Genomic DNA, 21,731 nt, shown 5'->3' with positions numbered 1-21,731 from the left:
TGGAAATCGTTGGTCTGCGTGACACCACCGTTACTACTTGCACCGGTGTTGAAATGTTCCGCAAGCTGCTCGACGAAGGTCGTGCTGGCGAGAACTGCGGCGTTCTGCTGCGTGGTACCAAGCGTGACGACGTTGAGCGTGGTCAGGTTCTGGTTAAGCCGGGTTCGGTTAAGCCGCACACCAAGTTCACCGCAGAAGTTTACGTTCTGAGCAAGGAAGAAGGCGGTCGTCATACTCCGTTCTTCAAAGGCTACCGTCCACAGTTCTACTTCCGTACTACTGACGTGACTGGTAACTGCGAGCTGCCAGAAGGCGTTGAAATGGTAATGCCAGGTGACAACATTCAGATGACTGTTACCCTGATCAAAACCATCGCGATGGAAGACGGTCTGCGTTTCGCTATCCGTGAAGGCGGTCGTACCGTCGGCGCTGGCGTCGTAGCCAAAATCATCGAGTAATTCTCTTTTTTAGAGTTTGCTTGATGCTTTGAAAAAGCCCCCGCTCAGCGGGGGCTTTTTTATTGGGTTGACACCTATCTGGGGCGTCTATAGAATTGCGCCTCCTTTTAACGGGCGTATTGCGCTCGGTGGGAATAGCAGCCGGAGTCTGAAATCCAATGCAAAATCAGCAAATCCGTATCAGGTTGAAGGCTTTCGACCATCGCCTGATCGACCAATCAACCCAGGAAATCGTGGAAACCGCGAAACGTACTGGTGCTCAAGTGCGTGGTCCAATTCCACTGCCTACCCGTAAAGAGCGGTTCACCGTTCTGGTTTCTCCGCACGTCAACAAAGACGCGCGCGACCAGTACGAAATCCGCACTCATAAGCGCGTTCTGGACATCGTCCAGCCAACGGATAAAACCGTTGATGCTCTTATGAAGCTTGATCTTGCGGCCGGTGTGGAAGTGCAGATCAGCCTCGGCTAAGACTCGGTCTTGGTCGTGTAACGCTCTGAAATGGGCGGCCATAGCGGGTGAAAGCCCCGTACACTCATGAGGTTTACAACATGACTATTGGTGTAGTCGGTCGTAAATGCGGTATGACCCGTATTTTCACCGAAGAAGGTGTCTCCATTCCGGTCACGGTCATTGAGATCGAGCCGAATCGCGTCACCCAGTTCAAAACTGAAGAGACCGATGGCTATCGTGCAGTGCAAGTCACTGTCGGCGAGCGTCGTGCTTCGCGTGTAACAGCAGCTCAGGCTGGCCACTTCGCTAAAGCGAACGTTGCCGCTGGTCGCACTACTATGGAATTCCGTCTTGAAGAAGGCGAGTACCAGGCTGGCGATCTGATCAACGCTGAAATCTTCGCCGCTGGTCAACTGGTTGATGTAACCGGTCAGTCCAAGGGTAAAGGCTTCCAGGGTACGATCAAGCGTTGGAATTTCCGCGGGCAAGATAACACCCACGGTAACTCCGTATCCCACCGCGTCCCAGGCTCTATCGGCCAGTGCCAGACTCCTGGTCGTGTATTCAAGGGCAAAAAAATGTCCGGTCATATGGGCGCTGAGCGCGTGACTGTGCAGTCCCTGGAAGTAGTGCGCGTGGACGCTGAACGCAATCTGTTGTTGGTCAAGGGTGCTGTTCCTGGCGCTACTGGCGGCAACCTGGTTGTACGTCCAGCAGCCAAGGCTCGCGGTTAAGGGGAAGCTGACATGCAATTAAATGTAAATGACGCTCAAGCGATCGAAGTTTCCGAACTGACATTTGGCGGCGAATTCAACGAGACGCTGGTTCACCAAGCAGTCGTGGCCTACATGGCTGGCGGCCGTCAAGGTACCAAGCAGCAGAAGACCCGTTCCGACGTTCGTGGTGGCGGTAAGCGCCCATGGCGTCAGAAAGGTACTGGCCGTGCTCGTGCCGGTACTATCCGTAGCCCAATCTGGCGTGGCGGCGGTACCACTTTTGCAGCACGTCCACAGGATCACTCCCAGAAGCTGAACAAGAAGATGTATCGCGCAGCAATGCGTTCCATCCTTGCTGAGCTGGTGCGTACTGATCGTCTGGTCGTGGTTCAGGATTTCGCTGTTGAAACTCCGAAAACCAAAGATCTGCTGGGCAAGCTGAACAACATGAGCCTGACCGACGTTTTGATCGTGTCGGACGCTGTTGATCAGAACCTGTACCTGGCTGCTCGTAACCTGCCGCACGTAGATGTACGTGACGTTCAAGGTTCCGATCCAGTTAGTCTGATCGCATACGACAAGGTGTTGATCACCGTGTCGGCCGTGAAGAAATTCGAGGAGCTGCTGGGATGAACCAGGAACGCGTATTTAAAGTTCTGCTTGGCCCGCACGTTTCCGAGAAGGCTACGGTTCTGGCAGACAAGAAAGGCCAGTTCGTTTTCAAGGTTGCTACTGACGCAACCAAGCTGGAAATCAAGAAGGCCGTCGAAAGCCTGTTCAGCGTGAAAGTAGAGCGTGTCACTACCCTGAATGTTCTGGGTAAGAGCAAGCGCACTGCTCGCGGTCTGGGCAAGCGTAATGACTGGAAGAAGGCAGTTATCTCCCTTCAGCCAGGCCAAGATCTCGATTTCAGCAGCAGTGCTGAGTAAGGAAGGGGTGCATCATGGCAATCGTTAAATGCAAACCGACTTCCCCTGGCCGCCGTTTTGTGGTCAAGGTGGTCAACCAGGAGCTGCATAAAGGCGCTCCTCACGCACCGCTGCTCGAGAAAAAATCGAAGACTGGTGGTCGTAACAACAATGGCCGTATTACCACGCGTCACATCGGTGGTGGTCATAAGCAGCATTATCGTATGGTCGATTTCCGTCGCAACGACAAAGATGGCATCGTCGCCACTGTCGAGCGTATCGAATACGATCCAAACCGTACTGCTCACATCGCACTGCTCTGCTACGCAGACGGCGAGCGCCGCTACATCATCGCCCCTAAAGGCGTGAGTGCTGGCGACCAGCTGATCGCAGGCGCACTGGCTCCAATCAAGCCAGGCAACGCTCTGCAACTGCGCAACATTCCAGTCGGTTCTACCGTACACGGCATCGAACTGAAGCCAGGTAAAGGCGCACAGATCGCTCGTTCCGCTGGTGCTTCGGCTCAGCTGATCGCTCGTGAAGGCGTTTACGTTACCCTGCGTCTGCGTTCCGGTGAAATGCGTAAAGTCCTGGCTGAATGCCGTGCGACCCTGGGCGAAGTCTCGAACTCCGAGCACAGCCTGCGTTCGCTGGGTAAAGCTGGTGCCAAGCGCTGGCGTGGCGTTCGCCCAACCGTTCGTGGTGTTGCCATGAACCCGGTTGACCACCCACATGGTGGTGGTGAAGGTCGTACCTCTGGTGGTCGTCATCCGGTATCGCCATGGGGCTTCCCGACTAAGGGCGCGAAGACTCGTGGTAATAAGCGTACCGACAAAATGATCGTCCGTCGTCGCAAGTAAATAGAGGGATACGACAGTGCCACGTTCTCTGAAAAAAGGTCCTTTTATTGATCTTCACCTACTGAAGAAGATCGAAGTGGCGGCGGAAAAGAACGATCGCAAACCAATTAAGACTTGGTCGCGTCGTTCGATGATCCTGCCACAAATGGTCGGTCTGACCATCGCAGTACACAACGGTCGTCAGCACGTCCCAGTTCTCGTTAACGAAGACATGGTCGGCCACAAACTGGGCGAGTTCGCCGGTACCCGCAACTATCGCGGGCACGTGGCTGACAAGAAAGCCAAGCGTTAAGGGGTTAGGAAATGGAAGTAGCCGCTAAGTTGTCGGGCGCTCGAATCTCCGCCCAGAAAGCCCGCTTGGTCGCCGACCAGATCCGCGGGAAGAAGGTGGGCGAAGCGCTCAACTTGTTGGCTTTCAGCAGTAAGAAAGCCGCCGAGATCATGAAGAAAGTGCTGGAGTCGGCCGTAGCCAACGCCGAGCATAACGAAGGCGCAGACGTTGATGACCTGAAGGTCAGCACCGTTTTCGTCAACGAAGGGCGTTCGCTGAAGCGCATCATGCCACGTGCCAAAGGCCGTGCTGATCGCATCGTCAAGCGGTCTTGCCATATCACTGTCAAGGTTGCTGACAAGTAACGGAGTCGAAGAGATGGGTCAGAAAGTACATCCCATTGGCATTCGCCTGGGAATCGTCAAGGAGCACACCTCCGTCTGGTACGCAGACGGTCGGACTTATGCGGACTACTTGTTCGCAGATCTGAAAGTGCGTGAGTATCTCCAAGACAAACTAAAAAGCGCGTCCGTAAGCCGTATCGATATCCATCGTCCGGCCCAAACTGCACGTATCACCATCCACACCGCTCGTCCAGGTATCGTTATCGGGAAGAAAGGTGAAGATGTTGAGAAACTGCGTCAGGACCTGACCAAGCAAATGGGTGTGCCTGTGCACATCAATATCGAAGAGATCCGCAAGCCGGAGCTCGACGGTATGCTGGTTGCGCAGAGCGTAGCTCAGCAGCTGGAGCGTCGTGTAATGTTCCGTCGCGCTATGAAGCGCGCAGTTCAGAACGCCATGCGCATTGGTGCCAAAGGCATCAAAATCCAAGTGAGCGGTCGTCTCGGCGGTGCTGAAATCGCACGTACTGAATGGTATCGCGAAGGTCGTGTGCCATTGCACACCCTGCGTGCCGACATCGACTATGCCAACTACGAAGCTCACACCACTTACGGTGTGATCGGTGTAAAGGTTTGGATCTTCAAAGGCGAAGTAATTGGTGGTCGCCAAGAAGAGCTGAAACCACAAGCACCAGCGCCTCGTAAAAAAGCTGCTAAGTAAGGGGTACGCCAAATGTTGCAACCTAAGCGTACGAAGTTCCGCAAGCAGATGACAGGCCACAACCGTGGTCTGGCTCAGCGCGGTAGCAAAGTCAGCTTCGGCGAGTTCGCGCTGAAGTCTGTAGCTCGTGGTCGTCTCACCGCTCGTCAGATCGAGTCAGCGCGTCGTGCTCTGACCCGTCACGTTAAACGTGGCGGCAAGATCTGGATCCGTGTATTCCCGGACAAGCCTATTTCCAAAAAGCCCCTCGAAGTTCGTATGGGTAAAGGTAAGGGTAGTGTGGAGTACTGGGTTGCCCAGATTCAGCCAGGCAAAGTCCTGTATGAAATCGAGGGTGTTTCTGAAGAGCTGGCGCGTGAGGCTTTTGCCCTGGCTGCTGCAAAGCTGCCGCTCGCCACCGCCTTTGTTAAACGGACGGTGATGTGATGAAAGCGAATGAACTTCGTGAAAAATCCGCACAGCAGCTGAACGAGCAACTGCTCGGCTTGCTGCGCGACCAGTTCAATCTGCGTATGCAGAAAGCAACTGGCCAGTTGGGGCAGTCTCATCTGCTCTCGCAAGTTAAACGTGACATCGCTCGCGTGAAGACTGTGCTCAACCAGCAGGCAGGTAAGTGATCATGGCTGAAGCCGAAAAAACTGTCCGTACGCTGACTGGCCGTGTTGTCAGCGACAAGATGGACAAAACCATCACCGTACTGATCGAGCGTCGCGTAAAGCACCCGATCTACGGTAAATACGTTAAGCGTTCGACTAAGCTGCACGCGCACGACGAAACCAACCAGTGCCACATCGGCGACAAAGTCACTATTCGTGAAACTCGTCCTATGGCCAAGACCAAGTCTTGGGCGCTGGTTGATGTTCTCGAACGCGCTGTGGAAGTCTAAGGACTAGGGGTCGGAGAAATTATATGATTCAGACTCAATCCATGCTCGATGTGGCCGATAACAGCGGCGCTCGCCGTGTTATGTGCATCAAGGTGCTGGGTGGCTCCCATCGTCGTTACGCTGGTATCGGTGACATCATCAAAGTTACCGTGAAGGAAGCAATTCCTCGCGGTAAGGTGAAAAAAGGCCAAGTGATGACTGCTGTTGTAGTCCGCACTCGTCACGGCGTACGTCGTGCTGATGGCTCCATTATCCGCTTTGATGGCAACGCTGCTGTTCTTCTGAACAACAAGCAAGAGCCGATCGGCACCCGTATCTTTGGGCCAGTGACCCGTGAACTTCGTACTGAGAAGTTCATGAAGATCGTCTCGCTCGCCCCAGAAGTGCTGTAAGGAGATCCGACATGCAAAAGATTCGTCGTGACGACGAGATCATCGTGATCGCCGGCAAAGACAAAGGTAAGCGCGGTAAGGTGCTCAAGGTTCTTGCTAATAACCGTCTGGTTATCAGCGGTCTGAACCTGGTAAAGCGTCATACCAAGCCTAACCCGATGTCGGGCGTGCAAGGCGGTATCGTCGAAAAAGAAGCTCCACTGGACGCTTCTAACGTCGCCATTTTCAACGGCGAAACCAACAAGGCTGACCGCGTTGGTTTCAAAGTAGAAGACGGCAAGAAAATTCGTGTCTTCAAGTCGACCCAAAAAGCGGTTGATGCTTGAACACTGCTAGGTAGAAGACCATGGCACGACTAAAAGAGATTTACTGGAAGGAAATCGCACCGAAGCTTAAGGAAGAACTTAAGCTTTCGAACGTGATGGAAGTTCCACGCGTTACAAAAATCACCCTGAACATGGGTCTGGGCGAAGCTGTTGGTGACAAAAAAGTCATCGAGCATGCTGTTGCTGACCTGGAAAAGATCACCGGCCAAAAAGTCGTTGTGACCTACGCTCGTAAATCCATCGCTGGCTTTAAAGTCCGTGAAGGATGGCCGATCGGCGTCAAGGTGACTCTGCGCCGTGAGCGTATGTACGAGTTCCTGGATCGTCTGCTGTCGATCTCCCTGCCTCGGGTTCGCGACTTCCGCGGCCTGAATGCCAAGTCCTTCGATGGTCGTGGCAACTACAGCATGGGCGTGAAAGAGCAGATCATTTTCCCGGAAATCGACTACGACAAGATCGATGCTCTCCGCGGTCTGGACATTACCCTGACCACCACTGCCAAGAACGATGATGAAGGCCGCGCTCTGCTGCGTGCTTTCAAATTCCCGTTCCGCAACTGATTGGAGTAGGAAAATGGCCAAGAAGAGCATGAAAAACCGTGAGCTGAAGCGTCAGCTCACCGTTGCCAAGTACGCCACCAAGCGTGCAGCGCTGAAAGCTATCATCGTCGATCTGAACGCAAGTCCAGAAGCGCGTTGGGAAGCTACCGTAGCTCTGCAGAAGCAACCACGTGACGCAAGCGCTTCGCGCATGCGTAACCGTTGCCGCCTGACTGGTCGTCCGCACGGCGTTTACCGCAAGTTCGGCCTTGGCCGTAACAAGCTGCGTGAAGCTGCAATGCGTGGTGACGTACCAGGTCTGGTTAAAGCCAGCTGGTAATTGCTGTCAAAGTCTCGATGTTCGGGTTCGCAAGAACCTGACCATCGGTGGCCTTGAATCTGAATCAAGCCCCTTTTGGGGCTTGATTCATTTCTGGGGTGTGTCTAGAATGACCGGCTCGCCTGAGCCCGTGTTTTTCATGCCCGGAAGTTCTCGGCGACAAGTAGTAGCCGCAAGGCTAATTTTTCTGTATTAGGAGCGTCTAGCCCATGAGTATGCAGGACCCGTTAGCGGACATGCTAACTCGAATCCGTAATGCCCAGATGGCTGAAAAGTCTGTCGTAAGCATGCCGTCTTCCACGCTGAAGGTGGCTGTAGCAAAAGTCCTGAAGGACGAAGGTTACATCGCGGATTTTCAGATCACCACCGACGCTAAGCCGTCGTTGTCCATCGAGCTGAAGTACTTCGAAGGCCGTCCGGTTATCGAAGAAGTGAAGCGCGTTAGTCGTCCAGGCCTGCGTCAGTACAAGTCCGTTGAAGATCTGCCGAAAGTTCGTGGCGGTCTTGGCGTGTCTATCGTCTCCACCAACAAAGGTGTGATGACGGATCGTGCTGCGCGCGCTGCCGGTGTCGGCGGCGAAGTTCTTTGCACTGTGTTCTAAGGGGGGATAAGCATGTCTCGCGTCGCTAAGAACCCCGTTAAGCTGCCAGCCGGTGTCGAAGTAAAATTCGCAGGCCAACAGCTTTCGGTGAAGGGTGCCAAGGGTACTCTTGAACTGAACATCCATTCGTCCGTTGAGATCGTTGAAGAAGCTGGTGAGCTGCGTTTCGCTGCTCGCAATGGCGATCAACAAACTCGCGCAATGGCCGGTACCACGCGTGCGTTGGTAAACAACATGGTCCAAGGCGTAAGCCAAGGCTTCGAGCGCAAGCTCCAGCTGGTCGGTGTTGGTTACAAGGCGCAAGCAAAAGGCACGGTTCTGAACCTGGCCCTTGGCTTCTCGCACCCAGTGGATTACGAACTGCCGGAAGGCATCACCGCTGAGACTCCTAGCCAGACCGATATCCTGATCAAGGGCATCGACAAGCAGCTGGTAGGTCAAGTGGCCGCTGAGATCCGCGACTTCCGTCCACCAGAGCCGTACAAAGGCAAAGGTGTGCGCTACGCGGACGAAGTCGTCCGTCGTAAAGAAGCCAAGAAGAAGTAGGGCATAGCAAATGACCGACAAAAAAGTTACTCGACTGCGTCGCGCTCGCAAAGCACGCCTGAAAATGCACGAACTCGAAGTCGTGCGTCTCTGCGTGTTCCGCTCGTCGCAGCACATCTACGCCCAGGTCATCTCGGCCGACGGCAACAAGGTCCTGGCAAGCGCCTCGACTTTGGATAAAGAACTGCGTGATGGTGCCACTGGCAACATCGACGCGGCCACAAAGGTTGGCCAGCTGGTCGCTACGCGTGCTAAGGCCGCTGGCGTCTCGCAAGTGGCTTTCGACCGCTCTGGCTTCAAGTACCACGGTCGCGTGAAAGCGCTGGCTGATGCTGCTCGTGAAGCTGGGCTGGAGTTCTAAGTTATGTCAAATAACGACCAAAAGCGCGACGAAGGCTACATTGAGAAGCTGGTTCAAGTTAACCGCGTAGCCAAAACCGTTAAAGGCGGCCGTATCTTCACTTTCACCGCGTTGACCGTGGTAGGTGATGGTAAAGGGCGTGTTGGCTTCGGCCGTGGCAAGTCGCGTGAAGTGCCTGCTGCGATCCAGAAGGCAATGGAAGCTGCTCGCCGCAACATGATCCAAGTTGATCTGAACGGCACCACTCTGCAGTACGCAATGAAGTCCGCTCACGGCGCTTCGAAGGTGTACATGCAGCCTGCTTCTGAAGGTACCGGTATCATCGCTGGCGGCGCTATGCGTGCTGTCCTCGAAGTTGCTGGCGTTCAGAACGTTCTGGCCAAGTGCTACGGCTCGACTAACCCGGTAAACGTGGTTCACGCCACTTTCAAAGGTTTGAAAGCTATGCAGTCTCCTGAATCCATTGCCGCCAAGCGTGGCAAAAGCGTCAAGGAGATCTTCTGATCATGGCTACCGTTAAAGTAACGCTGATCAAAAGCATGACCGGCCGCATCCCTAACCACAAACTGTGCGTTAAGGGTCTGGGTCTGCGTCGCATCGGTCACACTGTAGAAGTCCAGGATACTCCCGAGAATCGCGGGATGATCAACAAGGCTTACTACATGCTGCGTGTCGAGGGTTAATCGATGAAACTCAATGATCTGAGTCCAGCGCCGGGTTCCCGTCGCGAAAAGCATCGTCCGGGCCGTGGTATCGGTAGCGGTTTGGGTAAGACTGGTGGCCGTGGTCACAAAGGTCAGACCTCCCGCTCCGGTGGCACCATTGCTCCAGGCTTTGAAGGCGGTCAACAGCCGCTGCATCGTCGCCTGCCGAAGTTCGGTTTCGTTTCCCTGAAAGCCATGGACCGCGCAGAAGTGCGTCTGTCCGAGCTGGCTAAAGTGGAAGGCGACATCGTCACCGTGCAGTCCCTGAAAGATGCCAACGTGATCAACGTCAACGTACAGCGTGTGAAAATCATGCTGTCCGGTGAAGTGACTCGCGCTGTCACTATCGGCAAGGGAATCGGCGCCACCAAAGGTGCGCGTGCGGCTATCGAAGCAGCTGGCGGCAAGTTCGAGGAATAAATGGCTAAGCAAGGTGCTCTCTCTGCGCTCGGCAAAGGCGGTATGTCTGAACTCTGGGCTCGTCTGCGTTTTCTGTTCCTGGCGATTATCGTCTACCGAATAGGCGCACACATCCCGGTTCCAGGTATCAACCCGGACCGACTCGCAGACCTGTTTCGACAGAATGAGGGGACCATTCTTAGCTTGTTCAACATGTTCTCTGGCGGCGCGCTGGAACGGATGAGCATCTTTGCATTGGGGATCATGCCGTACATTTCGGCATCGATCATCATGCAACTGATGACAGCCGTCAGCCCGCAGCTGGAGCAGTTGAAGAAGGAAGGTGAAGCTGGCCGTCGCAAGATCAGCCAGTACACCCGCTACGGCACCGTCGTCCTCGCTCTCGTTCAGGCTATTGGCATGTCCATTGGTCTGGCGGGGCAGGGCGTTGCGTTCACTGGTGACTTTGGCTTCCATTTCGTCGCGGTATCCACTTTTGTGGCTGGTGCGATGTTCATGATGTGGCTGGGTGAGCAGATTACTGAGCGTGGTGTAGGTAACGGTATCTCGATGTTGATTTTTTCGGGTATCGTCGCCGGTCTTCCGAGAGCAATCGGGCAGTCTTTCGAGTCTGCGCGTCAGGGTGATATCAACATCTTCGCCTTGGTTGCCATCGGTTTGCTGGCAGTAGCGATTATCGGTTTCGTGGTGTTCATTGAGCGTGGTCAGCGTCGCATCGCTGTTCACTACGCCAAGCGTCAGCAGGGCCGCAAGGTTTTTGCTGCGCAGACTAGCCACCTGCCGTTGAAGGTGAACATGGCCGGTGTTATTCCGGCTATTTTCGCGAGCAGCATTTTGCTGTTCCCGGCTTCGTTGGGTGCCTGGTTCGGTCAGTCTGAAGGTATGGGCTGGTTGCAGGACATCTCGCAGTCGATCGCTCCTGGTCAGCCGTTGAATATTCTGCTGTTTAGTGCAGGGATTATTTTCTTCTGCTTCTTCTATACGGCGTTGATGTTCAATCCGAAAGACGTAGCGGAAAACCTGAAGAAGTCCGGTGCCTTTATTCCGGGCATCCGTCCAGGTGAGCAGTCGGCGCGCTACATTGATGGCGTTCTGACCCGCTTGACCATGTTCGGTGCTCTTTACATGACGGCCGTGTGTCTGTTGCCCCAGTTCCTGGTGGTTGCAGCAAACGTTCCGTTCTACCTTGGCGGGACCTCGTTGCTGATCGTGGTCGTGGTTGTGATGGACTTCATGTCCCAAGTACAATCGCACCTCGTTTCGCACCAGTACGAATCCCTGATGAAGAAAGCCAACCTGAAGGGTTACGGCAGCGGCATGTTGCGCTGAGTACCCATAAGGTTCGAGGAGTTGGTGATGAAAGTTCGTGCATCGGTGAAAAAGCTGTGCCGCAACTGCAAGATTATTCGCCGCGAAGGTGTTGTTCGAGTAATTTGCAGCGCGGAACCGCGTCACAAACAGCGCCAAGGCTGAGTGTGATTGTGCTTCAAGCCCGGTAGCTAGTGCGCTACCGGGTTGATTATTTGTTATTACAGCGATATTATCTCGCGCCCTATTTCTTGGCTTCCGGGGCGTAGGTAGCTGTCAATTGGAGTCCCACTGAATGGCCCGTATTGCAGGCGTTAACATTCCAGATAACAAGCATACTGTTATCTCGCTGACCTACATCTATGGTGTTGGTCGCACTACTGCGCAGAAGATCTGTGCAGTGACTGGGGTAAACCCAGCAGCAAAGATCAAAGATCTGAGCGACGAGCAAATTGAACAGCTGCGTGGCGAAGTGGCGAAGTTCACCACTGAAGGTGACCTGCGTCGCGAAATCAACATGAAAATCAAGCGCTTGATGGACCTCGGTTGCTATCGCGGTCTGCGTCATCGTCGTGGTCTGCCAGTACGCGGTCAGCGTACCAAGACCAACGCGCGTACCCGTAAAGGTCCGCGTAAGCCGATCCGCAAGTAATCGCCCCAGCGAATCGACAGGAATTTAATCATGGCAAAACCTGCTGCTCGTCCTCGTAAAAAAGTTAAAAAGACAGTGGTTGATGGCATCGCCCACATCCATGCATCTTTTAACAACACCATCGTGACCATTACCGACCGTCAAGGTAACGCTCTTTCCTGGGCTACCTCCGGTGGTTCGGGTTTCCGCGGTTCCCGCAAGTCCACGCCGTTTGCTGCTCAAGTAGCTGCTGAACGTGCTGGTCAAGCTGCGCTGGAATACGGCCTGAAAAACCTCGACGTTAACGTCAAGGGCCCAGGTCCAGGTCGTGAATCCGCAGTCCGCGCTTTGAACGGCTGTGGCTACAAGATCGCCAGCATCACCGACGTGACGCCAATCCCGCACAACGGGTGCCGTCCGCCGAAGAAGCGCCGCGTGTAATCCAGGAGATTGTAAAGAATGGCTCGTTACATTGGTCCAAAATGCAAACTCGCTCGTCGCGAAGGCACCGATCTCTTCCTGAAGAGCGGCGTGCGCGCGATCGAATCGAAGTGCAACATTGAAGCAGCACCTGGTATCCACGGCCAACGCCGCGGTCGCCAGTCCGATTACGGCACCCAACTGCGTGAAAAGCAGAAGGTCCGTCGTATCTACGGCGTTCTCGAGCGTCAGTTCAGCGGCTACTACAAAGAAGCTGCTGGCAAGAAAGGTGCAACCGGTGAAAACCTGCTGCAACTGCTCGAATGCCGTCTGGACAACGTTGTATACCGTATGGGCTTTGGTTCGACTCGTGCCGAATCCCGTCAGCTGGTATCGCACAAGTCGATCAGCGTTAACGGTCAGACCGTAAACGTTCCGTCGTATCAGGTTCGTGCTGGTGACGTGGTTGCAGTTCGCGAGAAAGCAAAAAACCAACTTCGCATTGTCCAAGCTCTCGATCTGTGTGCCCAACGTGGCCGCGTAGAATGGGTAGAAGTAGACACTGAGAAGAAGTCGGGCGTTTTCAAGAACGTTCCTGCTCGCAGTGATCTGTCCGCCGACATCAACGAAAGCCTGATTGTCGAGCTCTACTCCAAGTAAGGGCTAGAAAATAGGTGCATCCATGCAGATTTCGGTAAATGAGTTCCTGACACCCCGCCACATTGATGTGCAGGTTGTCAGTCCAACCCGCGCCAAGATCACTCTCGAGCCTCTCGAGCGTGGTTTTGGCCACACCCTGGGCAACGCGCTGCGACGCATCCTGTTGTCCTCAATGCCCGGCTGCGCAGTAGTCGAGGCCGAGATTGACGGTGTGCTCCACGAGTACAGCGCCATCGAAGGTGTACAGGAAGACGTAATTGAAATCCTGTTGAACCTTAAAGGTCTGGCCATCAAGCTGCACGGTCGTGACGAAGTTACGCTGACCTTGTCGAAGAAGGGTTCGGGGGTGGTTACCGCTGCCGATATTCAGCTGGATCATGATGTCGAGATCGTTAATCCCGATCACGTAATCGCTAACCTGGCGTCTAACGGCGCCCTGAACATGAAGCTCACCGTAGCTCGTGGTCGTGGTTATGAACCAGCCGACTCGCGTCAGAGCGATGAAGACGAAAGCCGCAGCATCGGTCGCTTGCAGCTTGACTCTTCGTTCAGCCCGGTTCGCCGTATCGCATACGTGGTGGAAAACGCCCGTGTCGAGCAGCGTACCAACCTGGACAAGCTGGTTATTGATCTGGAAACCAACGGTACTCTGGATCCTGAAGAGGCTATCCGCCGCGCTGCAACCATCCTGCAACAGCAGTTGGCTGCGTTCGTCGACCTCAAAGGTGACAGTGAGCCAGTGGTTGTCGAGCAGGAAGACGAGATCGATCCGATCCTGCTTCGCCCGGTTGACGATCTGGAACTGACTGTACGTTCGGCTAACTGCCTTAAGGCGGAAAACATCTACTACATCGGTGACCTGATTCAGCGTACCGAAGTAGAGCTGTTGAAGACTCCGAACCTTGGCAAGAAATCCTTGACTGAAATCAAGGACGTTCTGGCCTCCCGCGGTCTGTCCCTCGGCATGCGCCTCGACAACTGGCCGCCTGCAAGTCTTAAGAAGGACGACAAGGCGACTGCCTGATCGTCGTAATCACCGAACGTAGTGTTTGGTAAGGAATGAACCATGCGTCATCGTAAAAGTGGTCGTCACCTGAGCCGCACCAGCTCGCACCGCAAGGCCATGTTCCAAAACATGGCGGTGTCGCTGTTCGAGCACGAGCTGATCAAAACTACTCTGCCAAAAGCCAAAGAACTGCGTCGCGTTGCTGAGCCGCTGATCACTCTGGCCAAGACAGATAGCCTGGCTAACCGCCGTCTGGCTTTCGACCGTACTCGTTCGAAAGCTATCGTTGGTAAGCTCTTCAACGACCTGGGCAAGCGTTACGCTACCCGTGAGGGTGGCTACCTGCGCATCCTCAAGTGCGGTTTCCGCGCTGGCGACAACGCGCCTATGGCGTACGTCGAGTTGGTTGATCGTGCTACTGCTGGCGAAGCTGTATCCGCCGAGTAAGACGTCAGTCTGAAACAAAGAACCGGGCCTAGTGCCCGGTTTTTTGTGTCCGCGCGAAAATGCGCTGTTCATACAAGCTTTTGACATGTCTCTGTTGTCACTATGTGCCGGGAAACATAATTAGTAATTATCTATCGATGCCTGCAAGTTAATGAATTTGTGGCTGTCACGTGGATGATTAATACTTCCCTCCAAGCCGATTAGCCGGCAGTTTCAAGACTGACAGAGGAAGAAGACCGTATGAGCCAGATCAAAACGCTTACGACCGCCAGTGGCGCACCTGTCGCTGATAACCAGAATTCTCGCTCCGCCGGCCCTCGTGGCCCGTTGCTGCTCGACGATTTTCATCTGATCGAGAAGCTTGCTCACTTCAACCGTGAAAACATTCCTGAGCGTCGCGTTCATGCCAAAGGCTCCGGAGCTTACGGCACATTCACCGTTACCCGCGATATCACGGATTACACCAGCGCCAAGCTGTTTGAATCTGTTGGCAAGCAAACCCCGACGTTCCTGCGTTTCTCGACGGTAGGCGGCGAACGCGGTTCTGCCGACACCGAGCGCGATCCACGGGGTTTCGCGTTGAAGTTCTACACCGAAGAAGGTAACTGGGACATCGTGGGGAACAACACGCCAGTGTTCTTCATTCGTGATCCGCTGAAATTCCCGGACTTCATTCACACCCAGAAACGCCTGCCGCAAAGCAACCTGAAAAGCGCGCAGATGATGTGGGACTTCTGGTCGCATTCGCCTGAAGCCCTGCACCAGGTCACCATTCTGTTCTCTGATCGCGGTATTCCTGACGGCTACCGTCACATGCACGGCTTCGGCAGCCACACTTACAGCCTGATTAGCGCTAAAGGTGAGCGTCACTGGGTGAAGTGGCACTATAAGACCAAACAAGGCATCAAGAATCTGGCACCGGCCGATGCCGCACGATTGGCGGGCACTGATCCAGACTACGCCCAGCGCGACCTGTTCGAAGCCATCGAGCGCGGTGACTTTCCGAAATGGCGCGTGTGCATTCAGATCATGACTGAGGCCCAAGCTGCGGCACATTATGAGAACCCTTTCGACGTCACCAAAACCTGGTCGCAGAAAGAATTTCCGCTGATCGAAGTGGGTGAACTGGAGCTGAATCGCAACCCGCAAAATTACTTTGCTGAAGTCGAGCAAGCGGCGTTCGGCCCAAGCAACATGGTGCCGGGTGTCGGTCTGTCGCCGGATCGCATGCTGCAAGGCCGCGTGTTCGCCTACGCCGACGCGCACCGCTACCGTGTCGGTACCAATCACCAGCAGTTGCCGGTGAACGCGCCACGCAGCCCGGTTAACACCTACCAGCGTGATGGCTCGATGGCGTTCGGCAGCAACGGTGGTGCAGCACCTAACTACGAACCGAACAGCTACACCGAAGCGCCGAAACAAGCTCCGCGTTACGCTGAACCAGCGCTGGCCTTGAGCGGTGCTGCCGATCGCTACGATCACCGCGAAGATACCGATTACTACAGCCACGCAGGTGCGCTGTTCCGCCTGATGAGCGACGATCAGAGAGCATTGCTGGTCAGCAATATCGCCGGTGCCATGGCGGGCGTTTCCACTGATATCGTCGACCGCCAGTTGCAGCACTTCTACAAGGCCGATCCGGCGTATGGAGAAGCAATCGCAAAGCTGCTCAACGTACAGCTTAACGAAGTCTAAACGAGAAGCAGAACCGCCCTCATCTGGGCGGTTTTTGCGTTATTTAGGCTGCTTTTCTAAGAATATCTTCGCTTTTATTGCGCGAATCGGGTGACCTTCCGGTCAGCTTGGTTCAAACTACAGACTTTCAAGTAGGGAGATGTAGGGCGATGCAAGGCCACCCAGACGTAATCGATTACCTCAACACGTTGCTGACCGGCGAACTGGCCGCGCGTGATCAATATTTCGTTCATTCGCGGATGTATGAGGACTGGGGGTTCACCAAGCTCTACGAGCGAATCAACCATGAGATGGAAGAGGAAGCCGGTCACGCTGATGCGTTGATGCGCCGAATTCTGATGCTCGAAGGCACGCCGCGTATGCGTCCGGATGATCTGGATGTCGGCACGACCGTGCCGGAGATGCTCGAAGCGGATCTGCGTCTTGAATACAAAGTTCGCGCAGCGCTGTGCAAAGGCATTGAGCTGTGCGAGCAGCACAAGGATTACGTCAGCCGTGAGATCTTGCGGGTTCAGCTCAACGACACCGAAGAGGATCACACCTACTGGCTGGAAAAGCAGTTGGGCCTGATCAAGTTGATCGGTCTCGAGAACTACCTGCAATCCCACACGTCCTGATTGCAATCGATACAAAAAAGCCCCTGTCACTGATGAAGTGACAGGGGCTTTTTCATGCCTGGCGTTTAAGCCCGATCGCGGATCAGCAGCGGCTTGAGGTAATGACCGGTATGAGATTGCTTCATCTCGGCCACATCCTCAGGCGTGCCGGTGGCAATGATCTGCCCACCTTTGGAGCCGCCCTCCGGCCCGAGATCGACCAGCCAGTCAGCCGTCTTGATCACGTCGAGGTTGTGTTCGATCACTACCACAGTGTTGCCGTGGTCGCGTAGGCGATGCAGCACGTCGAGCAATTGCTGGATATCCGCGAAGTGCAAACCGGTGGTCGGCTCATCGAGGATGTACAGTGTTTTGCCGGTGTCACGCTTGGACAACTCGCGAGACAGTTTCACTCGCTGCGCCTCACCACCCGACAACGTGGTCGCCGACTGCCCGAGCTTGATGTACGACAGGCCGACATCCATCAATGTCTGTAGCTTGCGCGCCAGTGCTGGCACCGCGTCAAAGAACTCCCGAGCCTCTTCGATGGTCATCTCGAGTGTTTCGTGGATGCTCTTGCCCTTGTATTTGATCTCAAGGGTTTCGCGGTTGTAGCGCTTGCTCTTGCACACATCGCATGGCACGTAGATGTCTGGCAGGAAGTGCATTTCCACTTTGATCAGGCCGTCGCCCTGGCACGCTTCGCAGCGGCCACCCTTGACGTTGAACGAGAAACGCCCCGGGCCGTAACCACGGGAGCGTGACTCGGGTACGCCGGCGAACAGCTCGCGGATCGGGGTGAACAGGCCGGTATAGGTAGCAGGGTTGGAGCGCGGTGTACGGCCGATCGGGCTTTGGTCGATATCGACCACTTTGTCGAGATGCTCCAGGCCCTTGATGCTGTCGTGCGCTGCCGCTTCCAGCGTTGTCGCGCCGTTGAGGGCCGTGGCGCTCAGCGGGAACAAGGTATTGTTGATCAGCGTCGATTTACCCGAGCCGGATACGCCGGTCACACACGTCAGCAGACCAATCGGGATGTCCAGATCGACATTGCGCAGGTTGTTGCCGCGCGCCCCTTTGAGCGACAGATTGAGCTTTTTATTGCGTGGCGTGCGTTTGGCCGGCACTTCAATCTTCACGCGGCCCGAGAGGTATTTACCGGTCAGGGAGTCCGGGTGCGCCATGACTTCCGCCGGCGTGCCCTCAGCCACGATCTGCCCACCATGCACGCCAGCCCCCGGGCCGATATCCACAACGTAATCGGCCAGACGAATCGCGTCTTCGTCGTGTTCGACCACGATCACAGTGTTGCCAATATCACGCAGGTGCTTGAGCGTGCCGAGCAAACGGTCGTTATCACGCTGGTGCAAACCAATGGACGGTTCGTCGAGGATGTACAGAACACCGACGAGACCGGCACCGATCTGGCTGGCCAGACGAATACGTTGCGCTTCACCACCGGACAGCGTGTCGGCACTGCGGTCCAGCGACAGATAGTCGAGGCCGACGTTGACGAGGAACTGCAGACGCTCGCGAATTTCCTTGAGGATCTTGTCGGCGATTTCGCCGCGACGGCCAGTCATCTTCAGCTCGCCGAAGTACTCGCAAGCGTCGCCGATCGGCAGGTTGGTCACCGCTGGCAGCGTTTTCTCGCCAACCCACACATGCCGCGCTTCGCGACGCAGACGGGTACCACGACAATCCGGGCACGATTGGGTGCTGAGAAACTTGGCCAGCTCTTCGCGTACGCTTGCCGACTCGGTCTCGCGGTAGCGACGCTCCAGGTTCGGCACGATGCCTTCGAACGGGTGCGAGCGTTTGACGATGTCGCCACGGTCGTTGAGGTATTTGAAGTCGACGTTCTGCGAGCCGCTGCCATGCAGGATGAATTTCTGCTGATCGGCCGGCAGCTCGTTGAAGGGTACTTCGAGGCTGAAACCATAGTGTGAAGCGAGTGAGCCGAGCATCTGGAAGTAATAGACGTTACGCCGGTCCCAGCCGCGAATCGCACCTTCGGCCAAGGTCAGATCGCCATTGACCAGCCGCTTGATATCGAAGAACTGCTTCACCCCCAGGCCATCACAGGTCGGGCACGCGCCGGCCGGGTTGTTGAAGGAGAACAGCTTCGGTTCCAGTTCGCTGATAGCGTGGCCGCAGATCGGGCAGGCGAAGCGCGCAGAGAAGATCATCTCTTCGCCCGGCTCGTCGTCCATCGGTGCGACCAGGGCAATGCCATCCGCCAGTTTCAACGCGGTCTCGAAAGATTCGGCCAGACGTTGCTGCAGATCGGCGCGAACCTTGAAGCGGTCGACGATGACATCGATCGAGTGCTTTTTCTGTTTATCCAGTTTTGGCAGTTCATCGAGTTCGCAGATCCGCCCGTTGACCCGGGCGCGAACGAAACCTTGAGCGCGCAGCTCTTCGAAGACCGAAAGGTGTTCACCTTTGCGTTCGCGAATAACCGGCGCCAGCAACATCAGTTTGCTGCCTTCCGGCTGCGCCAGCACCAGGTCGACCATCTGGCTGACGGTCTGCGCTTCCAGCGGAATGTCGTGATCCGGGCAGCGTGGCGTACCGACGCGTGCATAAAGCAGGCGCAGGTAGTCGTAGATTTCGGTGATGGTGCCGACCGTAGAGCGCGGGTTGTGCGAGGTCGACTTTTGTTCGATGGAGATCGCTGGCGACAGGCCTTCGATGGTGTCGACGTCGGGTTTTTCCATCATCGACAGAAACTGTCGGGCGTAGGCCGACAGCGATTCGACATAGCGGCGCTGACCTTCGGCGTAAAGCGTATCGAAGGCCAGGGACGACTTGCCGGATCCGGACAGGCCGGTGATGACGATCAGCTTGTCCCGTGGCAGGGTCAGGTCGATGTTCTTCAGGTTGTGGGTACGGGCCCCACGTATCAGGATCTTGTCCAAAGTGGCCTCGCTCGGCGGGCGTCGAAAACGTAGGAGTATACGGGCAAATACTGGATGGATGCACACTATCAAGCGAAGGGTTTTTACCTTACATGAAGAGAGTTTCATCTATACGCGTCATAGCGTCGCGATATACCCCGTCTTTCGATGGGACTGGTAGAATCGCCGCCGGTTCACACGAGGTTTTTCCATGCACGATCCCCACAGCGAACGCATGAGTGGCAGCGAGACTCGCGCAGCGAGCGGTCTGGCCCTGGTGTTCGCCTTCCGTATGCTTGGCATGTTCATGGTGTTGCCGGTACTGGCGACCTACGGCATGGACCTGGCAGGAGCGACCCCGGCCCTGATCGGGCTGGCTATTGGCGCTTACGGTCTGACCCAGGCGATTTTCCAGATTCCGTTCGGGATCATTTCCGACCGCATTGGCCGCCGTCCGGTGATTTACCTCGGGCTGATCGTTTTTGCCCTCGGCAGCGTGCTGGCGTCTCAGGCCGACTCCATCTGGGGCGTGATCGCCGGGCGGATCCTGCAGGGCGCCGGGGCGATTTCAGCGGCGGTGATGGCGCTACTCTCCGACCTGACCCGCGAACAGCACCGCACCAAGGCAATGGCGATGATCGGCATGACCATCGGTTTGTCGTTTGCCGTGGCCATGGTCGTCGGGCCTTTGCTGACCCGCGCTTTCGGTCTGTCCGGACTGTTCCTCGCCACCGGTGCCATGGCACTGGTCGGTATCGCCATCATCATGTTCATGGTGCCGCGCTCCACCGGGCCATTGCAGCATCGGGAGTCCGGGGTGGCGCGTCAGGCCTTGATGCCGACGCTCAAGCATCCGGATCTGCTGCGCCTCGATCTGGGCATCTTTGTGTTACATGCCATGTTGATGTCGAGCTTCGTTGCGTTGCCGTTGGCGCTGGTGGAAAAAGCCGGTTTGCCCAAGGAACAGCACTGGTGGGTCTACCTCACCGCGCTGCTGATTTCGTTCTTCGCCATGATCCCGTTCATCATCTACGGCGAGAAGAAACGCAAAATGAAACGAGTTTTGCTCGGCGCCGTCCTGACGCTGATGCTGACTGAGCTATTCTTCTGGCAGTTCGGCGACAGCCTGCGGGCTCTGGTGATTGGTACGGTGGTGTTCTTCACCGCGTTCAATCTGCTGGAGGCTTCATTGCCGTCGCTGATCAGCAAGGTTTCACCGGCGGGCGGGAAGGGCACGGCCATGGGCGTGTATTCCACCAGTCAGTTCCTCGGTTCAGCACTCGGCGGGATACTCGGCGGCTGGCTGTTTCAGCATGGCGGTCTGTCGGTTGTGTTCCTCGGATGCGCGGGTCTGGCTGCCATCTGGCTGGCCTTTGCTGTTACCATGCGTGAACCTCCCTACGTGACGAGCCTGCGCTTGCCGTTGTCGCCCGAGGCGATCCGCGAAGCGGGTCTGGTCGAGCGCCTCAAGGCCCTCGTAGGGGTAACCGATGCAGTGATAGTTGCTGATGAAGCGGCTGTTTACATCAAACTGGACAAAGAATTAGTGGATCGCGACACCCTCGAACGCCTGGTGAACAACCCGGCCGGGGCTGCTTGCGAAGCCTAGGAGAACGTTATGGCCCGTGGGGTTAACAAAGTCATATTGGTCGGCACTTGCGGCCAGGATCCCGAAGTTCGCTACCTGCCTAACGGTAACGCCGTGACCAACCTGAGTCTGGCCACCAGCGAACAATGGACCGACAAGCAAACCGGTCAGAAGGTCGAGAAGACCGAATGGCACCGCGTTTCGATGTTCGGCAAGGTGGCCGAAATCGCCGGCGAATACCTGCGTAAAGGTTCGCAGGTGTACATCGAAGGCAAGCTGCAGACCCGCGAGTGGGAAAAAGACGGTATCAAGCGTTACACCACTGAAATCGTGGTCGACATGCAAGGCACCATGCAACTGCTCGGCGGCCGTCCACAACAGGGCGACCAACAAGGCGGTGGCAACAACTACCAGCAGTCGGCCCCGGCTCCACGCCAGCAGGCTCCGCGCCCGCAGCAGTCGGCTCCACAGCAGCGTTCGGCCCCGGCTCCTCAGCAGGCCGCACCGCAACCGGCTCCGGATTTCGACAGCTTTGATGACGATATCCCGTTCTGATTAGCTGCTGTAACCGCTGCAAATCAAAAAGGCCCGTCGCTTGAAGCGACGGGCCTTTTTTTGGGATTTGTTTCGTCTG

General features: G+C 55.8%; 34 protein-coding genes. 33 read left to right on the top strand and 1 reads right to left on the bottom strand.

The features are described from left to right. From H8F23_RS15795 to bfr, 31 genes are all read left to right on the top strand, one after another. Nucleotides 1–458, top strand: a 458-nt coding sequence (locus H8F23_RS15795; RefSeq protein ID WP_194934955.1) for an EF-Tu C-terminal domain-related protein, incomplete at its 5' end; no start/stop codon positions are given. A gap of 158 nt (nt 459–616) precedes the next feature. Then, a complete protein-coding gene (gene rpsJ / locus H8F23_RS15790) occupies nt 617–928 on the top strand; it encodes a 30S ribosomal protein S10 (protein WP_003186070.1) in 312 nt (103 codons plus the stop codon). An 80-nt stretch (nt 929–1,008) separates the two neighbouring features. Further along, on the top strand, nt 1,009–1,644 hold the full coding sequence (rplC, locus tag H8F23_RS15785; protein ID WP_003228738.1) for a 50S ribosomal protein L3: 636 nt from the start codon (nt 1,009–1,011) through the stop codon (nt 1,642–1,644). A gap of 12 nt (nt 1,645–1,656) precedes the next feature. Continuing rightward, nucleotides 1,657–2,259, top strand: a complete 603-nt coding sequence (gene rplD, locus H8F23_RS15780) for a 50S ribosomal protein L4 (RefSeq protein ID WP_007918468.1) — start codon at nt 1,657–1,659, stop codon at nt 2,257–2,259. Continuing rightward, a complete protein-coding gene (rplW, locus tag H8F23_RS15775) occupies nt 2,256–2,555 on the top strand; it encodes a 50S ribosomal protein L23 (RefSeq protein ID WP_002555488.1) in 300 nt (99 codons plus the stop codon). The genes rplD and rplW overlap by 4 nt, the downstream gene beginning before the upstream one ends. 14 nt (nt 2,556–2,569) lie before the next feature. Beyond that, on the top strand, nt 2,570–3,394 hold the full coding sequence (gene rplB, locus H8F23_RS15770) for a 50S ribosomal protein L2 (RefSeq protein ID WP_003228734.1): 825 nt from the start codon (nt 2,570–2,572) through the stop codon (nt 3,392–3,394). A 16-nt stretch (nt 3,395–3,410) separates the two neighbouring features. Beyond that, nucleotides 3,411–3,686 (top strand): 30S ribosomal protein S19, encoded by a 276-nt coding sequence (rpsS, locus tag H8F23_RS15765; RefSeq protein ID WP_011336172.1) that lies wholly within the window; start codon nt 3,411–3,413, stop codon nt 3,684–3,686. 11 nt (nt 3,687–3,697) lie between these two features. Further along, nucleotides 3,698–4,030: a 50S ribosomal protein L22 gene (gene rplV, locus H8F23_RS15760; RefSeq protein ID WP_003103908.1), complete on the top strand. Its 333-nt coding sequence runs from the start codon at nt 3,698–3,700 to the stop codon at nt 4,028–4,030. Between the two features lie 13 nt (nt 4,031–4,043). Further along, entirely contained in the window at nt 4,044–4,730 is a 687-nt protein-coding gene (rpsC, locus tag H8F23_RS15755; RefSeq protein ID WP_003176422.1) for a 30S ribosomal protein S3, read from the top strand. Nucleotides 4,731–4,742: 12 nt separating this feature from the next. Then, entirely contained in the window at nt 4,743–5,156 is a 414-nt protein-coding gene (gene rplP, locus H8F23_RS15750; protein WP_007896757.1) for a 50S ribosomal protein L16, read from the top strand. Then, nucleotides 5,156–5,347, top strand: coding sequence for a 50S ribosomal protein L29 (gene rpmC / locus H8F23_RS15745; RefSeq protein WP_002555481.1), 192 nt, complete (start codon nt 5,156–5,158; stop codon nt 5,345–5,347). Before rplP ends, rpmC begins: the two co-directional genes overlap by 1 nt. Before the next feature lie 2 nt (nt 5,348–5,349). After that, on the top strand, nt 5,350–5,616 hold the full coding sequence (gene rpsQ / locus H8F23_RS15740; RefSeq protein WP_003194644.1) for a 30S ribosomal protein S17: 267 nt from the start codon (nt 5,350–5,352) through the stop codon (nt 5,614–5,616). Nucleotides 5,617–5,639: 23 nt separating this feature from the next. Then, on the top strand, nt 5,640–6,008 hold the full coding sequence (rplN, locus tag H8F23_RS15735; protein ID WP_002555479.1) for a 50S ribosomal protein L14: 369 nt from the start codon (nt 5,640–5,642) through the stop codon (nt 6,006–6,008). 11 nt (nt 6,009–6,019) lie between these two features. After that, nucleotides 6,020–6,334, top strand: coding sequence for a 50S ribosomal protein L24 (gene rplX / locus H8F23_RS15730; protein WP_008081905.1), 315 nt, complete (start codon nt 6,020–6,022; stop codon nt 6,332–6,334). Nucleotides 6,335–6,354: 20 nt separating this feature from the next. Further along, on the top strand, nt 6,355–6,894 hold the full coding sequence (rplE, locus tag H8F23_RS15725; protein WP_003176415.1) for a 50S ribosomal protein L5: 540 nt from the start codon (nt 6,355–6,357) through the stop codon (nt 6,892–6,894). 13 nt (nt 6,895–6,907) lie between these two features. Continuing rightward, entirely contained in the window at nt 6,908–7,213 is a 306-nt protein-coding gene (gene rpsN, locus H8F23_RS15720) for a 30S ribosomal protein S14 (RefSeq protein ID WP_003228726.1), read from the top strand. Between the two features lie 209 nt (nt 7,214–7,422). Further along, the gene (rpsH, locus tag H8F23_RS15715) at nt 7,423–7,815 is read left to right on the top strand and encodes a 30S ribosomal protein S8 (RefSeq protein WP_007918458.1); all 393 of its coding nucleotides are present in this window, start codon (nt 7,423–7,425) and stop codon (nt 7,813–7,815) included. Nucleotides 7,816–7,827: 12 nt separating this feature from the next. Beyond that, nucleotides 7,828–8,361: a 50S ribosomal protein L6 gene (rplF, locus tag H8F23_RS15710; protein ID WP_003176412.1), complete on the top strand. Its 534-nt coding sequence runs from the start codon at nt 7,828–7,830 to the stop codon at nt 8,359–8,361. Nucleotides 8,362–8,371: 10 nt separating this feature from the next. Further along, nucleotides 8,372–8,722, top strand: coding sequence for a 50S ribosomal protein L18 (rplR, locus tag H8F23_RS15705; RefSeq protein WP_003186037.1), 351 nt, complete (start codon nt 8,372–8,374; stop codon nt 8,720–8,722). A gap of 3 nt (nt 8,723–8,725) precedes the next feature. Beyond that, nucleotides 8,726–9,226 carry a 30S ribosomal protein S5 gene (gene rpsE / locus H8F23_RS15700; RefSeq protein ID WP_003186035.1) on the top strand — a complete coding sequence of 167 codons (501 nt, stop codon included), beginning with the start codon at nt 8,726–8,728 and terminating at the stop codon, nt 9,224–9,226. A gap of 2 nt (nt 9,227–9,228) precedes the next feature. After that, nucleotides 9,229–9,405 (top strand): 50S ribosomal protein L30, encoded by a 177-nt coding sequence (gene rpmD / locus H8F23_RS15695; RefSeq protein WP_003176408.1) that lies wholly within the window; start codon nt 9,229–9,231, stop codon nt 9,403–9,405. 3 nt (nt 9,406–9,408) lie between these two features. Continuing rightward, on the top strand, nt 9,409–9,846 hold the full coding sequence (rplO, locus tag H8F23_RS15690; RefSeq protein WP_003228720.1) for a 50S ribosomal protein L15: 438 nt from the start codon (nt 9,409–9,411) through the stop codon (nt 9,844–9,846). Next, on the top strand, nt 9,847–11,175 hold the full coding sequence (gene secY / locus H8F23_RS15685) for a preprotein translocase subunit SecY (protein WP_003228718.1): 1,329 nt from the start codon (nt 9,847–9,849) through the stop codon (nt 11,173–11,175). A 27-nt stretch (nt 11,176–11,202) separates the two neighbouring features. Beyond that, nucleotides 11,203–11,319: a 50S ribosomal protein L36 gene (gene rpmJ / locus H8F23_RS15680; RefSeq protein ID WP_002555468.1), complete on the top strand. Its 117-nt coding sequence runs from the start codon at nt 11,203–11,205 to the stop codon at nt 11,317–11,319. Between the two features lie 130 nt (nt 11,320–11,449). After that, on the top strand, nt 11,450–11,806 hold the full coding sequence (rpsM, locus tag H8F23_RS15675; protein WP_003186020.1) for a 30S ribosomal protein S13: 357 nt from the start codon (nt 11,450–11,452) through the stop codon (nt 11,804–11,806). Nucleotides 11,807–11,836: 30 nt separating this feature from the next. Continuing rightward, nucleotides 11,837–12,226: a 30S ribosomal protein S11 gene (gene rpsK / locus H8F23_RS15670; protein WP_002555466.1), complete on the top strand. Its 390-nt coding sequence runs from the start codon at nt 11,837–11,839 to the stop codon at nt 12,224–12,226. An 18-nt stretch (nt 12,227–12,244) separates the two neighbouring features. Beyond that, complete coding sequence (gene rpsD / locus H8F23_RS15665; RefSeq protein WP_003176404.1) at nt 12,245–12,865, top strand: 30S ribosomal protein S4; 621 nt, start codon at nt 12,245–12,247, stop codon at nt 12,863–12,865. Nucleotides 12,866–12,887: 22 nt separating this feature from the next. Next, on the top strand, nt 12,888–13,889 hold the full coding sequence (locus H8F23_RS15660) for a DNA-directed RNA polymerase subunit alpha (RefSeq protein ID WP_003186012.1): 1,002 nt from the start codon (nt 12,888–12,890) through the stop codon (nt 13,887–13,889). A gap of 42 nt (nt 13,890–13,931) precedes the next feature. After that, the gene (gene rplQ, locus H8F23_RS15655; RefSeq protein WP_003176402.1) at nt 13,932–14,318 is read left to right on the top strand and encodes a 50S ribosomal protein L17; all 387 of its coding nucleotides are present in this window, start codon (nt 13,932–13,934) and stop codon (nt 14,316–14,318) included. A 240-nt stretch (nt 14,319–14,558) separates the two neighbouring features. Continuing rightward, nucleotides 14,559–16,013, top strand: coding sequence for a catalase (locus H8F23_RS15650; protein ID WP_194934954.1), 1,455 nt, complete (start codon nt 14,559–14,561; stop codon nt 16,011–16,013). A gap of 149 nt (nt 16,014–16,162) precedes the next feature. Beyond that, entirely contained in the window at nt 16,163–16,630 is a 468-nt protein-coding gene (bfr, locus tag H8F23_RS15645) for a bacterioferritin (protein ID WP_007918444.1), read from the top strand. A gap of 65 nt (nt 16,631–16,695) precedes the next feature. Here bfr and uvrA read toward each other — a convergent pair whose 3' ends face one another. Beyond that, on the bottom strand, nt 16,696–19,530 hold the full coding sequence (gene uvrA / locus H8F23_RS15640; protein WP_093434409.1) for an excinuclease ABC subunit UvrA: 2,835 nt from the start codon (nt 19,528–19,530) through the stop codon (nt 16,696–16,698). Between the two features lie 190 nt (nt 19,531–19,720). Here uvrA and H8F23_RS15635 point away from each other — a divergent pair, with 190 nt between their 5' ends. Both H8F23_RS15635 and H8F23_RS15630 read left to right on the top strand, forming a co-directional pair. Then, nucleotides 19,721–21,118, top strand: a complete 1,398-nt coding sequence (locus H8F23_RS15635; protein ID WP_194934953.1) for an MFS transporter — start codon at nt 19,721–19,723, stop codon at nt 21,116–21,118. 9 nt (nt 21,119–21,127) lie between these two features. Next, on the top strand, nt 21,128–21,652 hold the full coding sequence (locus H8F23_RS15630; RefSeq protein WP_008081898.1) for a single-stranded DNA-binding protein: 525 nt from the start codon (nt 21,128–21,130) through the stop codon (nt 21,650–21,652). The last annotated feature ends 79 nt before the right edge of the window (nt 21,653–21,731 follow it).

It is taken from the genome of Pseudomonas neuropathica (assembly GCF_015461835.1).
In the GTDB taxonomy this organism is placed as follows: Bacteria; Pseudomonadota; Gammaproteobacteria; order Pseudomonadales; family Pseudomonadaceae; genus Aquipseudomonas; species Aquipseudomonas neuropathica.
Note: the sequence above shows the minus strand (reverse complement) of the source record. Positions and strands in the feature narration are given on the sequence as shown.

Bases quoted from the DNA above. Each gene is read 5' to 3' on its own strand.
- rpsJ (WP_003186070.1), top strand. From the start codon at position 617: ATGCAAAATCAGCAAATCCGTATCAGGTTGAAGGCTTTCGACCATCGC.
- rplC (WP_003228738.1), top strand. From the start codon at position 1,009: ATGACTATTGGTGTAGTCGGTCGTAAATGCGGTATGACCCGTATTTTC.
- rplD (WP_007918468.1), top strand. From the start codon at position 1,657: ATGCAATTAAATGTAAATGACGCTCAAGCGATCGAAGTTTCCGAACTG.
- rplW (WP_002555488.1), top strand. From the start codon at position 2,256: ATGAACCAGGAACGCGTATTTAAAGTTCTGCTTGGCCCGCACGTTTCC.
- rplB (WP_003228734.1), top strand. From the start codon at position 2,570: ATGGCAATCGTTAAATGCAAACCGACTTCCCCTGGCCGCCGTTTTGTG.
- rplV (WP_003103908.1), top strand. From the start codon at position 3,698: ATGGAAGTAGCCGCTAAGTTGTCGGGCGCTCGAATCTCCGCCCAGAAA.
- rpsC (WP_003176422.1), top strand. From the start codon at position 4,044: ATGGGTCAGAAAGTACATCCCATTGGCATTCGCCTGGGAATCGTCAAG.
- rplP (WP_007896757.1), top strand. From the start codon at position 4,743: ATGTTGCAACCTAAGCGTACGAAGTTCCGCAAGCAGATGACAGGCCAC.
- rpmC (WP_002555481.1), top strand. From the start codon at position 5,156: ATGAAAGCGAATGAACTTCGTGAAAAATCCGCACAGCAGCTGAACGAG.
- rpsQ (WP_003194644.1), top strand. From the start codon at position 5,350: ATGGCTGAAGCCGAAAAAACTGTCCGTACGCTGACTGGCCGTGTTGTC.
- rplN (WP_002555479.1), top strand. From the start codon at position 5,640: ATGATTCAGACTCAATCCATGCTCGATGTGGCCGATAACAGCGGCGCT.
- rplX (WP_008081905.1), top strand. From the start codon at position 6,020: ATGCAAAAGATTCGTCGTGACGACGAGATCATCGTGATCGCCGGCAAA.
- rplE (WP_003176415.1), top strand. From the start codon at position 6,355: ATGGCACGACTAAAAGAGATTTACTGGAAGGAAATCGCACCGAAGCTT.
- rpsN (WP_003228726.1), top strand. From the start codon at position 6,908: ATGGCCAAGAAGAGCATGAAAAACCGTGAGCTGAAGCGTCAGCTCACC.
- rpsH (WP_007918458.1), top strand. From the start codon at position 7,423: ATGAGTATGCAGGACCCGTTAGCGGACATGCTAACTCGAATCCGTAAT.
- rplF (WP_003176412.1), top strand. From the start codon at position 7,828: ATGTCTCGCGTCGCTAAGAACCCCGTTAAGCTGCCAGCCGGTGTCGAA.
- rplR (WP_003186037.1), top strand. From the start codon at position 8,372: ATGACCGACAAAAAAGTTACTCGACTGCGTCGCGCTCGCAAAGCACGC.
- rpsE (WP_003186035.1), top strand. From the start codon at position 8,726: ATGTCAAATAACGACCAAAAGCGCGACGAAGGCTACATTGAGAAGCTG.
- rpmD (WP_003176408.1), top strand. From the start codon at position 9,229: ATGGCTACCGTTAAAGTAACGCTGATCAAAAGCATGACCGGCCGCATC.
- rplO (WP_003228720.1), top strand. From the start codon at position 9,409: ATGAAACTCAATGATCTGAGTCCAGCGCCGGGTTCCCGTCGCGAAAAG.
- secY (WP_003228718.1), top strand. From the start codon at position 9,847: ATGGCTAAGCAAGGTGCTCTCTCTGCGCTCGGCAAAGGCGGTATGTCT.
- rpmJ (WP_002555468.1), top strand. From the start codon at position 11,203: ATGAAAGTTCGTGCATCGGTGAAAAAGCTGTGCCGCAACTGCAAGATT.
- rpsM (WP_003186020.1), top strand. From the start codon at position 11,450: ATGGCCCGTATTGCAGGCGTTAACATTCCAGATAACAAGCATACTGTT.
- rpsK (WP_002555466.1), top strand. From the start codon at position 11,837: ATGGCAAAACCTGCTGCTCGTCCTCGTAAAAAAGTTAAAAAGACAGTG.
- rpsD (WP_003176404.1), top strand. From the start codon at position 12,245: ATGGCTCGTTACATTGGTCCAAAATGCAAACTCGCTCGTCGCGAAGGC.
- H8F23_RS15660 (WP_003186012.1), top strand. From the start codon at position 12,888: ATGCAGATTTCGGTAAATGAGTTCCTGACACCCCGCCACATTGATGTG.
- rplQ (WP_003176402.1), top strand. From the start codon at position 13,932: ATGCGTCATCGTAAAAGTGGTCGTCACCTGAGCCGCACCAGCTCGCAC.
- H8F23_RS15650 (WP_194934954.1), top strand. From the start codon at position 14,559: ATGAGCCAGATCAAAACGCTTACGACCGCCAGTGGCGCACCTGTCGCT.
- bfr (WP_007918444.1), top strand. From the start codon at position 16,163: ATGCAAGGCCACCCAGACGTAATCGATTACCTCAACACGTTGCTGACC.
- H8F23_RS15635 (WP_194934953.1), top strand. From the start codon at position 19,721: ATGCACGATCCCCACAGCGAACGCATGAGTGGCAGCGAGACTCGCGCA.
- H8F23_RS15630 (WP_008081898.1), top strand. From the start codon at position 21,128: ATGGCCCGTGGGGTTAACAAAGTCATATTGGTCGGCACTTGCGGCCAG.